The organism is Enterobacter sp. PTB (assembly GCF_051130085.1).
In the GTDB taxonomy this organism is placed as follows: Bacteria; Pseudomonadota; Gammaproteobacteria; order Enterobacterales; family Enterobacteriaceae; genus Enterobacter; species Enterobacter ludwigii.
Genome location: NZ_JBDKEE010000001.1, coordinates 401,172 through 414,811 on the forward strand (window position 1 = coordinate 401,172; position 13,640 = coordinate 414,811).

At 56.1% G+C, this 13,640-nt stretch carries 11 protein-coding genes; 10 read left to right on the forward strand and 1 reads right to left on the reverse strand.

Annotated features, from left to right (window positions below; translation table 11 throughout):
* Nucleotides 1-526: 526 nt before the first annotated feature.
* The 7 genes from AAIR21_RS01980 to AAIR21_RS02010 all read left to right on the forward strand — a co-directional run bounded on the left by AAIR21_RS01980 (nucleotide 527) and on the right by AAIR21_RS02010 (nucleotide 11,935).
* The gene (locus AAIR21_RS01980; RefSeq protein ID WP_020883246.1) at nucleotides 527-1,735 is read left to right on the forward strand and encodes an MdtA/MuxA family multidrug efflux RND transporter periplasmic adaptor subunit; all 1,209 of its coding nucleotides are present in this window, start codon (nucleotides 527-529) and stop codon (nucleotides 1,733-1,735) included.
* On the forward strand, nucleotides 1,735-4,857 hold the full coding sequence (locus AAIR21_RS01985; RefSeq protein WP_410397675.1) for an MdtB/MuxB family multidrug efflux RND transporter permease subunit: 3,123 nt from the start codon (nucleotides 1,735-1,737) through the stop codon (nucleotides 4,855-4,857). Before AAIR21_RS01980 ends, AAIR21_RS01985 begins: the two co-directional genes overlap by 1 nt.
* Nucleotides 4,858-7,935 (forward strand): multidrug efflux RND transporter permease subunit MdtC, encoded by a 3,078-nt coding sequence (mdtC, locus tag AAIR21_RS01990; protein WP_183516151.1) that lies wholly within the window; start codon nucleotides 4,858-4,860, stop codon nucleotides 7,933-7,935.
* Entirely contained in the window at nucleotides 7,936-9,351 is a 1,416-nt protein-coding gene (locus AAIR21_RS01995; RefSeq protein ID WP_014170850.1) for an MFS transporter, read from the forward strand. It abuts the gene before it with no gap.
* Entirely contained in the window at nucleotides 9,348-10,751 is a 1,404-nt protein-coding gene (baeS, locus tag AAIR21_RS02000) for a two-component system sensor histidine kinase BaeS (protein WP_020883244.1), read from the forward strand. Before AAIR21_RS01995 ends, baeS begins: the two co-directional genes overlap by 4 nt.
* Entirely contained in the window at nucleotides 10,748-11,470 is a 723-nt protein-coding gene (baeR, locus tag AAIR21_RS02005; protein WP_014170852.1) for a two-component system response regulator BaeR, read from the forward strand. Before baeS ends, baeR begins: the two co-directional genes overlap by 4 nt.
* Before the next feature lie 135 nt (nucleotides 11,471-11,605).
* Nucleotides 11,606-11,935 (forward strand): YegP family protein, encoded by a 330-nt coding sequence (locus tag AAIR21_RS02010; RefSeq protein WP_434679764.1) that lies wholly within the window; start codon nucleotides 11,606-11,608, stop codon nucleotides 11,933-11,935.
* A gap of 143 nt (nucleotides 11,936-12,078) precedes the next feature.
* Here AAIR21_RS02010 and AAIR21_RS02015 read toward each other — a convergent pair whose 3' ends face one another.
* Nucleotides 12,079-12,660, reverse strand: coding sequence for a helix-turn-helix domain-containing protein (locus AAIR21_RS02015; RefSeq protein ID WP_434679766.1), 582 nt, complete (start codon nucleotides 12,658-12,660; stop codon nucleotides 12,079-12,081).
* A gap of 180 nt (nucleotides 12,661-12,840) precedes the next feature.
* Between AAIR21_RS02015 and AAIR21_RS02020 the strand changes: the two genes are divergently transcribed.
* From AAIR21_RS02020 to AAIR21_RS02030, 3 genes are read left to right on the forward strand one after another with little or no spacing between them, the layout of a single operon-like run.
* Nucleotides 12,841-13,077 (forward strand): helix-turn-helix domain-containing protein, encoded by a 237-nt coding sequence (locus tag AAIR21_RS02020; RefSeq protein ID WP_434679767.1) that lies wholly within the window; start codon nucleotides 12,841-12,843, stop codon nucleotides 13,075-13,077.
* Nucleotides 13,078-13,079: 2 nt separating this feature from the next.
* Nucleotides 13,080-13,424, forward strand: coding sequence for a DNA-binding protein (locus AAIR21_RS02025; RefSeq protein WP_434679826.1), 345 nt, complete (start codon nucleotides 13,080-13,082; stop codon nucleotides 13,422-13,424).
* Nucleotides 13,421-13,579, forward strand: coding sequence for a hypothetical protein (locus AAIR21_RS02030; RefSeq protein WP_434679769.1), 159 nt, complete (start codon nucleotides 13,421-13,423; stop codon nucleotides 13,577-13,579). Before AAIR21_RS02025 ends, AAIR21_RS02030 begins: the two co-directional genes overlap by 4 nt.
* The last annotated feature ends 61 nt before the right edge of the window (nucleotides 13,580-13,640 follow it).

A 13,640-nucleotide genomic window follows, 5' to 3' on the forward strand; every position in this document is an offset into this window, starting at 1 on the left:
ATAAAACCATTTAAATAACATTTTCAAAATAAAAATCTATAATTATCGCAATTTTAGGTAATTTAAACTGTTTTAGCTTTTTGATACAAATCAAAAGTGGTGCATTGAAAGGAATAACAAAAACATATTTCAAATCAAATAAATACGTCACATTGCAAAAAATCATTAGTTTGTTAATGATTTGATAACAAGATGAAAAATATTGGTATAACAGAGAATATTCCGATCCTTACATGATGAATAATGAAATTTTCCTAAAGACAAATTAAATAATAAAACCAATTGTTATCTTTCTCCGTTTCTCACCCGGCAGATAAATAATAAGAATATTTCAGGTGGCAGGGAATATTCCTGGTAAATTATGCACTGCCAATTGATCCGATTTGAAGGCCGCCTCACGCCGCGCCCCTTCCCCTGCCAATCAGACAAATCCAGACAGTCTTCCATATTTCCTCCATTTTTCTGCCGTGTTGCCTGACTAAACTAGTATCATTCCCCGAAGTATTCAGGATGAGAACGTATAACGATGAAAGGCAGTAACAAATCCCGCTGGGCAATCGCCGCTGGCATCATTGTGGTGGCTCTTGCCGCCGCCTGGTTCTGGCACAATCACTCTTCTGACACTTCTGCAGGTGCCAGCAGCCCATCTCAGCGTCCCGCAAGTGGCGGACGTCACGGCATGCGCGGCGGTGCGCTGGCTCCCGTTCAGGCGGCTACTGCGGTAAATAAAGCGGTGCCCCGTTATCTCTCCGGGCTGGGAACCATTACCGCCGCCAACACCGTTACGGTTCGAAGCCGTGTGGACGGGCAGCTGATGGCGCTTCACTTCCAGGAAGGCCAGCAGGTTAAAGCCGGGGACTTACTGGCAGAAATTGACCCAAGCCAGTTTAAAGTCACCCTCGCGCAGGCGCAGGGCCAGCTCGCGAAAGACAAGGCCACGCTCGCGAACGCCCGACGCGATTTGGCACGCTATCAGCAACTGGTGAAAACCAACCTGGTATCGCGTCAGGAACTGGATACGCAGCAGTCTCTGGTCAGCGAAGCGCTGGGCACCCTTAAAGCTGACGAAGCCGCCGTGGCCAGCGCACAGTTACAGCTCGACTGGAGCCGCATCACCGCCCCGATTGACGGCCGCGTCGGTCTGAAGCAGGTTGATATTGGCAACCAGATTTCCAGCGGCGATACCACCGGTATCGTGGTCATCACCCAGACGCATCCTGTCGATTTAGTCTTTACCCTGCCGGAGAGCGACATCGCAACCGTGGTTCAGGCGCAGAAAGCCGGCAAAGGGCTGGTTGTGGAAGCCTGGGATCGCACCAACAAGCAAAAATTGAGCGAAGGCACCCTGCTCAGTCTGGATAACCAGATTGACACCACCACCGGCACCATCAAGTTAAAAGCCCGCTTTAACAATCAGGATGATGCGCTTTTCCCGAATCAGTTCGTGAATGCGCGGATGCTGGTTGCAACACAGGAAAATGCGGTCGTTATCCCGACGGCGGCGCTGCAGATGGGCAACGAAGGGAACTTTGTCTGGGTGCTTAACAGTGAGAATAACGTCAGCAAGCATCTGGTGAAAACCGGCATTCAGGACAGCCAGACGGTGGTGATCAGCGCCGGCCTTTCCGCAGGTGACCGCGTGGTTACCGACGGTATTGATCGTCTCACCGAGGGGGCGAAAGTCGAAGTGGTTGAAGGCCAGCAACAGCCTGCTAAGCAGGGAGCGACGTCCTGATGCAGGTTATGCCCCCGAGCTCTACAGGTGGGCCTTCACGCCTGTTTATTCTACGCCCTGTTGCCACCACGCTGTTAATGGTGGCAATTCTGCTGGCCGGGATTATTGGCTATCGCTTCCTGCCCGTCTCGGCGCTGCCGGAAGTGGATTATCCCACCATCCAGGTGGTCACCCTTTATCCGGGTGCGAGCCCGGATGTGGTGACGTCTGCCATCACCGCGCCGCTGGAGCGCCAGTTTGGTCAGATGTCTGGCCTGAAGCAAATGTCCTCGCAAAGCTCCGGCGGAGCATCCGTGGTGACGCTGCAGTTCCAGCTTACGCTCTCACTCGACGTTGCCGAACAGGAAGTACAGGCCGCGATTAACGCAGCCACCAACCTGCTGCCATCCGACCTGCCCAACCCACCGGTCTACAGCAAAGTAAACCCGGCGGATCCGCCGATCATGACGCTCGCCGTCACCTCCTCCGCCATGCCGATGACTCAGGTCGAAGACATGGTCGAAACGCGCGTGGCACAGAAAATTTCACAGGTCTCTGGCGTGGGACTGGTTACGCTTGCCGGCGGTCAACGTCCGGCGGTGCGCGTGAAGCTCAATGCCCAGGCCATCGCCGCGCTGGGCCTCACCAGCGAAACTATCCGCAGCGCCATCAGTAACGCCAACGTCAACTCGGCAAAAGGCTCGCTTGATGGCCCAACCCGGGCCGTGACCCTCTCGGCGAACGATCAAATGCAGTCCGCGGATGAATATCGACAGCTGATCGTCGCGTACCAGAACGGTGCGCCGGTGCGCCTGGGCGATGTGGCAACCGTTGAGCAAGGTGCGGAAAACAGCTGGCTCGGCGCCTGGGCCAACAAACAGCAGGCGATCGTGATGAACGTCCAGCGCCAGCCGGGTGCCAATATCATTGAAACCGCAGACAGCATTCGCACTATGCTGCCGCAACTGATTGAAAGCCTGCCCAGGTCAGTTAGCGTGAAAGTGCTGTCTGACCGGACCACCAATATTCGCGCGTCCGTGACTGACACCCAGTTTGAACTGATGCTGGCGATTGCGCTGGTGGTGATGATCATCTACCTGTTCCTGCGTAACGTGCCGGCGACCCTCATTCCTGCCGTCGCCGTGCCGCTCTCACTGGTGGGAACATTTGCCGTCATGGTGTTCCTCGATTTTTCGATAAACAACCTGACGCTGATGGCCCTTACCATTGCCACCGGCTTTGTGGTCGATGACGCTATCGTTGTTATCGAGAACATCTCGCGCTATATCGAAAAAGGTGAAAAACCGTTAGCCGCGGCGCTGAAAGGGGCGGGCGAGATCGGCTTTACCATTATCTCCCTCACCTTCTCACTGATTGCGGTACTGATCCCGCTGCTGTTTATGGGCGATATCGTCGGGCGTTTGTTCCGCGAATTTGCCGTGACGCTTGCCGTCGCCATTCTGATTTCCGCCGTGGTGTCACTGACCCTCACGCCGATGATGTGCGCCCGTATGCTGAGCCACGCCTCCCTGCGCAAGCAAAACCGCTTCTCGCGCGCCTCTGAGCGGATGTTCGAACGCATTATTGCCGCTTACGGACGGGTGCTGGCGAAAGTGCTTAACCATCCATGGGCAACCCTTGGCGTGGCGCTTGGTACGCTGGCGCTCAGCGTTATGCTGTGGATTTTCATCCCGAAAGGCTTCTTCCCGATTCAGGACAACGGCATTATCCAGGGTACGCTTCAGGCACCGCAGACGGTCTCCTTCGCTAACATGGCGCAGCGTCAGCAGCAGGTGTCAGAGATCATCATGAAAGATCCGGCAGTAGAGAGCCTGACGTCATATGTCGGTGTCGATGGCACCAACCCGTCGCTAAACAGTGCCCGCCTGCAGATCAACCTTAAACCGCTTGACGATCGCGACGACCGCGTGCAGACGGTGATCGACCGCCTGCAAACTGCCGTAGCGCGCGTGCCGGGTATTGAGCTGTACCTCCAGCCGATTCAGGATTTAACCATCGATACCCAGGTGAGCCGTACCCAGTACCAGTTCACGCTGCAGGCCACCACCCTTGATGCGCTCAGCACCTGGGTACCGCAACTGGTGGATAAACTCAACGCCCTGCCGCAGCTCTCGGACGTCAGCAGCGACTGGCAGGACAAAGGGCTGGCGGCATATGTGAACGTCAACCGTGATACCGCCAGCCGGCTTGGGATCACCATGGCCGACGTGGATAACGCGCTGTATAACGCATTCGGTCAGCGTCTGATCTCCACCATCTATACCCAGGCGAATCAGTATCGCGTGGTGCTGGAACACAACACGGAAAACACGCCCGGCCTGGCCGCGCTCGATTCGGTGCGCCTGACCAGCAAAGACGGAGGCATCGTGCCCCTCAGCGCCATCGCGACGGTGGAAGAGCGCTACACACCGCTGTCGATTAACCATCTGGATCAGTTCCCGTCCACCACCATCTCGTTTAACGTACCGGACGGTTATTCACTGGGCGAAGCGGTGGAGTCCATTCTGGCCGCAGAGCAGACGTTGAACTTCCCGTCCGATATTCAGACCCAGTTCCAGGGCAGCACGCTGGCGTTCCAGGCCGCGCTGGGCAACACCATCTGGCTGATTGTCGCGGCCGTGGTGGCGATGTATATCGTGCTCGGTGTGCTGTATGAAAGCTTTATTCACCCGATTACCATCCTCTCCACCCTGCCAACGGCGGGCGTGGGGGCACTGCTGGCATTGATGCTGGCGGGGAGCGAGCTGGACGTGATTGCCATCATTGGGATCATCCTGCTTATCGGGATCGTGAAGAAAAACGCCATCATGATGATCGACTTTGCCCTTGCCGCCGAGCGCGAGCAGGGGATGTCGCCGCGCGAGGCAATTTTCCAGGCCTGCCTGCTGCGTTTTCGCCCGATCCTGATGACCACGCTCGCCGCCCTGTTAGGTGCCCTGCCGCTGATGCTCAGTACCGGCGTCGGGGCCGAGCTGCGTCGTCCGCTGGGGATTGGCATGGTCGGTGGCCTGCTGGTAAGCCAGGTCCTGACCCTGTTTACCACGCCGGTCATTTATCTGCTGTTCGACCGTCTGGCGCTGTGGACGAGAAGCCGCTTCCCGAAACGTGAAGAGGAGGCGTAAATGAAGTTTTTCGCCCTCTTCATTTATCGTCCGGTGGCGACGATTTTACTCTCACTCGCCATCACCCTGTGCGGCGTCCTGGGCTTCCGGCTGCTGCCGGTGGCCCCGCTGCCGCAGGTGGATTTCCCGGTGATCATGGTCAGCGCCTCGCTGCCCGGTGCATCACCGGAAACCATGGCCTCGTCGGTTGCCACACCGCTGGAACGTTCACTCGGGCGAATTGCCGGGGTCAACGAGATGACTTCCAGCAGCTCGCTTGGCAGCACACGCATCATTCTGGAATTCAGCTTCGACCGGGATATTAACGGCGCCGCGCGCGATGTGCAGGCGGCGATCAACGCCGCGCAGAACCTGCTACCGAGCGGGATGCCGGGCCGTCCGACTTACCGTAAAGCGAACCCGTCCGATGCGCCGATCATGATCCTGACGCTTACCTCGGACACCTATTCGCAGGGGCAACTGTACGATTTCGCCTCCACCCAACTGGCGCAGACCCTCGCCCAGATTAACGGCGTGGGTGATGTCAGCGTTGGCGGAAGCTCTCTGCCCGCCGTGCGCGTGGGCTTAAACCCGCAGGCGCTGTTTAACCAGGGTGTTTCACTGGACGATGTGCGCTCTGCCATCAGCAATGCAAACGTGCGCAAACCGCAGGGGGCCATTGAGGACAGTAGCCACCGCTGGCAGATCCAGACTAACGATGAGCTGAAAACCGCTGCGGAATACCAGCCGCTGATCATTCACTACAACAACGGTGCGGCGGTGCGCCTGAGCGATGTCGCGAGCGTCACCGACTCGGTGCAGGACGTGCGCAACGCCGGGATGACCAACGCCAAACCGGCCATTTTGCTGATGATCCGCAAGCTGCCGGAAGCCAACATTATTGAGACGGTGAACAGTATCCGCGCGAGATTGCCGGAACTCCAGCAGACCATCCCGGCGGCGATCGATCTGCAGATTGCCCAGGATCGCTCCCCCACCATTCGCGCCTCGCTTGAAGAGGTAGAGCAGACGCTTGTGATCTCCGTTGCGCTGGTGATTCTGGTGGTCTTCCTGTTTCTGCGTTCAGGCCGGGCCACGCTGATCCCTGCGGTGGCAGTGCCTGTCTCGCTGATCGGGACCTTCGCGGCGATGTACCTGTGCGGATTTAGCCTTAACAACCTGTCGCTGATGGCGCTGACGATTGCCACCGGCTTCGTGGTGGATGACGCCATTGTGGTGCTGGAGAACATCTCGCGCCATCTGGAGGCGGGGATGAAACCGCTGCAGGCCGCGCTGCAGGGAACGCGTGAAGTGGGCTTTACGGTACTGTCGATGAGCCTGTCGCTGGTGGCGGTGTTCCTGCCGTTACTGCTGATGGGCGGCCTGCCTGGCCGGCTGTTACGGGAATTTGCCGTCACGCTCTCGGTCGCCATCGGTATTTCATTGATCGTGTCCCTCACGCTCACGCCGATGATGTGCGGCTGGATGTTAAAACGCAGCCAGCCCCACTCTCAGCCGCGCCGTAAGGGGTTTGGTCGCTTCCTGCTGGCGATGCAGGAGAGCTATGGCAAGTCCCTGAAGTGGGTGCTGAGGCATACGCGCATTGTCGGCCTGGTGCTGATTGGCACCATCGTGCTCAACGTCTGGATGTACATTTCTATCCCCAAAACCTTCTTCCCGGAGCAGGACACCGGGGTGCTGATGGGCGGGATCCAGGCAGACCAGAGTATTTCCTTTCAGGCCATGCGCGGCAAGCTGCAGGACTTTATGAAGATCATCCGCGAAGATAAAGCGGTAGATAACGTAACCGGCTTTACCGGCGGTTCGCGTGTGAACAGCGGGATGATGTTTATCACCCTGAAGCCGCGTGACGAGCGCAATGAAACCGCCCAGCAGGTTATCGACCGCCTGCGCGTGAAGCTCGCCAAAGAGCCGGGCGCTAATCTGTTTTTGATGGCCGTTCAGGATATCCGCGTCGGCGGGCGTCAGGCTAACGCCAGCTATCAATACACGTTACTCTCTGACGATTTAGCTGCCCTGCGCGAGTGGGAGCCTAAGATCCGCAAGGCGCTGGCCGCCCTGCCACAGCTGGCGGACGTTAACTCCGATCAGCAGGACAACGGCGCAGAAATGGCGCTAACCTACAATCGTGAAACCATGTCACGTCTGGGGATTAACGTCGATGCCGCCAACAGCCTGCTGAACAATGCCTTCGGCCAGCGTGAGATTTCCACCATCTACCAGCCCATGAACCAATACAAGGTGGTGATGGAGGTGGACCCACGTTACACCCAGGACATCAGCGCGCTGGACAACATGTTTGTGATTAATAACGACGGTAAGGCGATCCCGCTCTCTTACTTTGCCAGCTGGCAGCCGGCGAACGCGCCGCTGTCGGTGAACCACCAGGGCCTTTCGGCGGCGTCGACCATCTCCTTTAACCTGCCAGCCGGTTCGTCCCTCTCTGAGGCCAGCGATGCAATCAACCGTGCGATGACCCAGCTTGGCGTGCCGTCCACGGTACGCGGCAGTTTTGCCGGTACCGCGCAGGTGTTCCAGGAGACGATGAATTCGCAGGTGATTTTGATTCTGGCGGCCATTGCGACGGTCTATATCGTGCTGGGCGTGCTTTATGAAAGCTACGTCCATCCGCTGACCATTCTCTCCACGCTGCCGTCGGCGGGCGTCGGGGCGCTGCTGGCGCTGGAGCTGTTCGGCGCGCCCTTCAGCCTGATTGCGCTGATTGGTATCATGCTGTTAATTGGCATCGTGAAGAAAAACGCCATCATGATGGTGGACTTCGCGCTGGACGCCCAGCGAAATGGCAACCTGACGCCAGAAGAGGCCATATTCCAGGCCTGTCTGCTGCGTTTTCGCCCGATCATGATGACCACGCTGGCGGCGCTGTTTGGCGCGCTGCCGCTGGTGATTTCCGGCGGTGACGGTTCAGAATTGCGCCAGCCACTGGGGATCACTATTGTCGGGGGGCTGGTGATGAGCCAGCTGCTGACGCTCTACACCACGCCGGTGGTCTATCTGTTCTTTGACCGCCTGCGGGTGCGTTTTTCGCGTAAAAACAGAACGACGGTAACCGAATAAATGACCGACCTCCCACGTCACGTGCGCTGGCAGCTGTGGATTGTCGCCTTCGGCTTCTTTATGCAGTCGCTGGATACGACCATCGTCAATACCGCCCTCCCCTCGATGGCAAAAAGCCTGGGGGAGAGTCCGCTGCATATGCATATGGTGATTGTCTCCTATGTATTAACGGTGGCCGTTATGCTTCCGGCCAGCGGCTGGCTGGCGGACAAAGTGGGCGTGCGGAATATCTTTTTCACCGCCATCGTGCTGTTTACCACAGGCTCGCTGTTTTGCGCCCAGGCGAATACGCTGGATCAACTGGTGATGGCCCGCGCGTTACAGGGCATTGGCGGGGCGATGATGGTGCCTGTCGGGCGGCTGACGGTGATGAAGATTGTGCCCCGCGAGCAGTACATGGCCGCGATGACCTTCGTCACCCTGCCCGGCCAGGTCGGCCCGCTGCTTGGCCCGGCGCTGGGCGGAGTGCTGGTGGAGTATGCCTCCTGGCACTGGATCTTCTTAATCAACCTGCCGGTGGGCATCATCGGCGCGATTGCCACCCTGATGCTGATGCCTAACTACACCATGCAGACCCGGCGCTTTGATTTCCTGGGTTTTATCCTGCTGGCGGCGGGGATGGCGATGCTCACCCTCGCGCTTGATGGCCAAAAAGGCCTCGGGATTTCCGCCCTGACGCTTGGCCTTCTGGTGGCGCTCGGCATTACCGCTATCCTGTGGTATCTCTGGCATGCCAGAGGTAACGAGAGCGCGTTGTTCACGCTCGATCTGTTTAAAAACCCCACCTATCGTCTGGGCCTGTTCGGGAGCTTTGCCGGGCGCGTCGGCAGCGGCATGTTGCCCTTTATGACGCCGGTCTTTTTGCAGATTGGAATGGGATTTTCACCGTTTCACGCCGGCTTGATGATGATCCCGATGGTACTTGGCAGCATGGGAATGAAACGCATCGTGGTGCAGGTGGTTAACCGTTTTGGTTATCGCCACGTCCTGGTTGCCGCGACGCTTGGGTTAGCCCTGGTGAGCCTGCTGTTTATGGCCGTGGCGCTGCTGGGCTGGTACTACGCGCTGCCGCTGGTGCTGTTCTGCCAGGGCATAATTAACTCTGTGCGCTTTTCATCAATGAATACCCTGACGTTAAAAGCACTACCGGATGACCTGGCGAGCAGCGGAAATAGCCTGCTGTCGATGATCATGCAGCTCTCCATGAGCGTAGGGGTGACCCTTGCCGGTTTACTGCTCGGCATGTACGGACAGCATCATCTCAGCGTCGACACGCCGGTCGCCCATCAGGTCTTTTTGTATACCTATCTCAGCATGGCGGTGATTATCGCCCTGCCCGCGTTCATCTTCGCCAGAGTGCCGGATGATACCCGTAAGAACGTCGTTATCCGACACGGCAAAAGGAGTGCACCATGAAATTCTGGCGTCCGGGCATTACCGGTAAACTCTTTGTGGCGATATTTGCCACCTGTATCGTGCTGCTGGTCACCATGCACTGGGCCGTGCGGGTCAGTTTCGAACGGGGTTTTATTGATTACATTAAGCATGGTAATGAACAGCGTTTACAGGGGCTGAGCGATGCGCTGAGCGATCAGTATGCCCTGCACGGTAACTGGCGTTTTCTGCGCAATAACGACCGCTTCGTATTCCAGATCCTGCGCTCGCTTGAGCATGATACCGGTGACGATCGCCCGGGCCCCGGGATGCCGCCGCACGGCTGGCGCACCCAGTTCTGGGTGATAGACCAGGATATGCGCGTACTGGTTGGCCCGCGCGCGCCCATTCCGCCGGATGGCACAAAGCGGGCGATCACAGTGAATAACGCCACCGTCGGCTGGGTGATCGCCTCGCCGGTTGAACGCCTGACGCGTAACACCGATATCAACTTTGATCGTCAGCAGCGCCGCACCAGCTGGTTGATTGTCGCGCTCTCCACCCTGCTGGCCGCGCTCGCGACCTTCCCGCTGGCCCGTGGCCTGCTCGCGCCGGTTAAACGGCTGGTGGAAGGGACGCATAAGCTGGCCGCCGGGGATTTCTCCACCCGCGTCGATACCCGTAGCCAGGACGAACTCGGCAAGCTGGCGCAGGACTTTAACCAGCTCGCCAGCACCCTGGAAAAAAACCAGCAGATGCGACGCGATTTTATGGCTGATATTTCCCATGAACTCCGCACGCCGCTGGCGGTGCTGCGCGGCGAGCTGGAAGCTATTCAGGACGGCGTGCGTCAGTTCACTCCCGAATCGGTGGCCTCGCTGCAGGCGGAAGTGGGCACGCTGACCAAACTGGTCGATGACCTCCACCAGCTCTCCATGTCGGACGAAGGCGCGCTGGCCTACCAGAAAGCGCCCGTCGATGTGATAAACGTGCTGGAGGTGGTAAGCGGTGCCTTCCGCGAACGTTTCGCCAGCCGCAACCTGAAAATCGATCTCTCACTGCCTGACAGTGCCGTGGTGTTTGGCGACAAAGACCGCCTGATGCAGCTGTTCAACAATCTGCTGGAAAATAGCCTGCGCTACACCGACAGCGGCGGTGGCCTGCATATTTCCGGCAAACAAGAAAACGGGCATTTTGCCCTGACCTTTGCGGATTCCGCCCCCGGCGTGCAGGATGCACAGCTGGAAAAACTGTTTGAGCGATTTTATCGCACCGAAGGCTCCCGCAATCGCGCCAGCGGCGGGTCCGGTCTGGGACTGGCGATTTGCGTAAACATCGTCGAGGCCCATAATGGCACGATCCGCGCCGCCCATTCGCCTTTTGGCGGGGTAAGCATTACAGTAGAGTTACCTCTGGAACGGGATTTATCGAGAGAAGCATGACCGAGTTACCGATTGACGAAAACACGCCACGCATTTTGATTGTCGAAGACGAGCCGAAGCTCGGGCAGTTACTGATCGACTATTTACGCGCGGCAAGCTATGCCCCCACGCTTATCAGCCATGGCGATCAGGTGCTGCCTTATGTGCGCCAGACGCCGCCGGACCTGATCCTGCTGGATCTGATGCTCCCCGGAACCGATGGCCTGACCCTGTGCCGGGAAATTCGTCGCTTCTCAGACGTGCCGGTGGTGATGGTGACGGCGAAAATCGAAGAGATCGACCGCCTGCTGGGCCTCGAAATTGGCGCGGATGATTACATCTGCAAGCCATACAGCCCGCGTGAAGTGGTCGCGCGCGTAAAAACCATTCTGCGCCGCTGTAAGCCGCATCGTGAACTGCAGGTACTGGATGCGGAAAGCCCACTTATCGTCGATGAAAGCCGCTTCCAGGCGAGCTGGCGCGGCAAGCTGCTGGATCTCACCCCCGCCGAATTCCGCCTGTTGAAAACCCTCTCCCACGAGCCGGGGAAGGTCTTCTCCCGCGAGCAACTGCTGAACCGTCTGTATGATGATTACCGCGTCGTGACTGACCGTACCATCGACAGCCATATTAAAAACCTGCGCCGCAAGCTGGAAGCCCTCGACGCGGAGCAGTCATTTATCCGCGCGGTGTATGGCGTGGGCTACCGATGGGAAGCCGATGCCTGCAGGATAGCCTGAGCATTTAGCTTACCGAACCCGCCTGCTGGCGGGTTTTTCATTTCTGGAAAGCAACGAAGAATCAACCATACTCACATTACCGGTTCGCTTATTGATAACTGGTGCAGATAATTCCACTTCGTTCAAGGAGTTCCTATGTCTGGTTGGTTCGAGTTAAACAAAAGCAGTGATGGGCAGTTCAGGTTTGTTCTCAAAGCAGGAAACGGAGAAACGATCCTGACCAGTGAGCTTTACACCACCAAAAATTCCGCCGAAAACGGTATCGCCTCCGTTCGCACCAATAGCCCTTCTGATGAACGTTATGAGAAGAAAGTGGCCACCAACGGTAAATTCCACTTCAATCTGAAGGCCGGGAATCATCAGGTTATTGGCAGCAGCCAGATGTATTGTGGGGTAGCAATCATTTCTGCACTGTCAGGGGAAGCCTCAGCTAAGGGGGGAAGCCTTGATTGGCGCGGGATGTAGGGAGTTTTAGAGGTTCTGCACTACGACTTCAAAAATGAGCAAAAATGTCATTTTTTATCATTAATTCTGCACATTTTGATTGGGGATTAAATCACTTTAAAGGCCGTTTAAATAATTGTGATAGATATCATCAACAAAACCACTCAAACGGCCTGTTTGCGTTCTACACTTACACTTTGGTCCTTCGTAACCTCACGATATTTACGCAAAATCTCTCTTAATTCACTTTCCGGTAATTTGTTGAGAAGTAGCGCCGCCTCCCGTGCATCACCTGATAGCTTGAGAAGGCCTAGTGCATGGTCCTCCAGCAGTAAAGTCAGTACATCAGCTCCCTTGCGGCCAAGCAGGCGGGACAAGCGATGCCTCTCATGCTGTTCAAGACTGTCCCAAATCACCTTAAACCACTGATAGTCGCTATCGGAGGGTGAGTCAGCAGAGGTTTTCCTATCTTGGGTGCGTTGGGTTTTATTAAAATCAATTCCATCTTTATTTAGACCTGTGGCTAGCCACTCCAGGCTCACTCCCTCTGCTTCCGCAACAGCCAGGACAACCTTTAATGCAGGTTCAGTTCCTTTGTGTAGATAGTTGTTAATAGTGGAGGTAGGTAAGTTCCAGTCCTTAGCTGCTGCGCGCACACTTCTTCTGCCAATAAGTTGTTGCAGTCTCTCTCTGAAGCTTTCTTTTTCCTCGCCAGGAAAAGCAAATTCATTTGCTTTTGAACTCATTTTTTCTTTTCTCCTTAACTGCATGATTTATAAGTCAAATGTAAGCAATGCAAAAGCAGTGAACAAAAAATACAAAGAAAGGGCTATTTTTGCTTTACTTGGTCTATATTTGGATCAATACTTACCCCAACGGATAACCTCAACGGATTATCCGCACGGTTAACTTTTTAGGGTAATCGAATGATGAACGAAAAAGAAGTGGTTAGTGCCGACTGGCACAAAATCGATATCGTCGCCGAGCTTCATAAGCGTGGCGTGACAATGCGTCAGTTGTCCACGGATGCCGGACTTAAACCAGATACGCTTAAAAATGCGCTGCATCGCACGTATCCAAAAGGCGAACGCATCATTGCTGGTGCTCTTAATATAGATCCGGCCTGCATCTGGCCAAGCCGTTACAACAGCAGAGTGGCGTGATTATGTTTCTCAGCGTGAATGAAATGATTGGATTACCTGGCGTGCCGGGGACTGCTCAGGGGGTGCGCCATCTGCTGAACAAAGCAGCGGGTGACATGGTTGAACTGAAGCGCAAGCGCGAAGGCACTAAAGCATTTGAGTACCACATTGATTGCCTCCCTGCAGCGCCGGTAGTGCCTGATGGCCTGCGCCTGGCATTAAGTAACGCTGGCATAGCGACTCCAGAATCAGATGAGTTGTTATTCGCTACTCATGAAAAATACGTGCAGATGCTGGTTACGTGGGTAAAAGACAGAAAGCCTTTCCAGCCAGCGCCAGCAGCAACGCAGCAGGGGGTGAAGTCGTGAAACTGTTCTGGTCTTTCTGGATTACTGGCTGCGCTTTTTTCTGGCTGAAAGTGCTCATTGACTTAGAAATCATCGATGTAAATCACGTCATCATTTGTGTTGTGCTTTTTTACCTTAGCGGCCTGATGCCCTACTTCCTGTGGAGGGTGCTGTGATGTCTTATTTATGGATTCTATACTGGGCAGTAACTTACTTCTGGCTGGGGTATTGCCATAC

Excerpts from the sequence above, each read along its gene's own strand:
- mdtC (WP_183516151.1), top strand. The coding sequence starts at position 4,858 with ATGAAGTTTTTCGCCCTCTTCATTTATCGTCCGGTGGCGACGATTTTA.
- AAIR21_RS02010 (WP_434679764.1), top strand. The coding sequence starts at position 11,606 with ATGTCTGGTTGGTTCGAGTTAAACAAAAGCAGTGATGGGCAGTTCAGG.
- baeS (WP_020883244.1), top strand. The coding sequence starts at position 9,348 with ATGAAATTCTGGCGTCCGGGCATTACCGGTAAACTCTTTGTGGCGATA.
- baeR (WP_014170852.1), top strand. The coding sequence starts at position 10,748 with ATGACCGAGTTACCGATTGACGAAAACACGCCACGCATTTTGATTGTC.
- AAIR21_RS01985 (WP_410397675.1), top strand. The coding sequence starts at position 1,735 with ATGCAGGTTATGCCCCCGAGCTCTACAGGTGGGCCTTCACGCCTGTTT.
- AAIR21_RS01980 (WP_020883246.1), top strand. The coding sequence starts at position 527 with ATGAAAGGCAGTAACAAATCCCGCTGGGCAATCGCCGCTGGCATCATT.
- AAIR21_RS02015 (WP_434679766.1), bottom strand. The coding sequence starts at position 12,660 with ATGAGTTCAAAAGCAAATGAATTTGCTTTTCCTGGCGAGGAAAAAGAA.
- AAIR21_RS02025 (WP_434679826.1), top strand. The coding sequence starts at position 13,080 with ATGTTTCTCAGCGTGAATGAAATGATTGGATTACCTGGCGTGCCGGGG.
- AAIR21_RS01995 (WP_014170850.1), top strand. The coding sequence starts at position 7,936 with ATGACCGACCTCCCACGTCACGTGCGCTGGCAGCTGTGGATTGTCGCC.
- AAIR21_RS02020 (WP_434679767.1), top strand. The coding sequence starts at position 12,841 with ATGATGAACGAAAAAGAAGTGGTTAGTGCCGACTGGCACAAAATCGAT.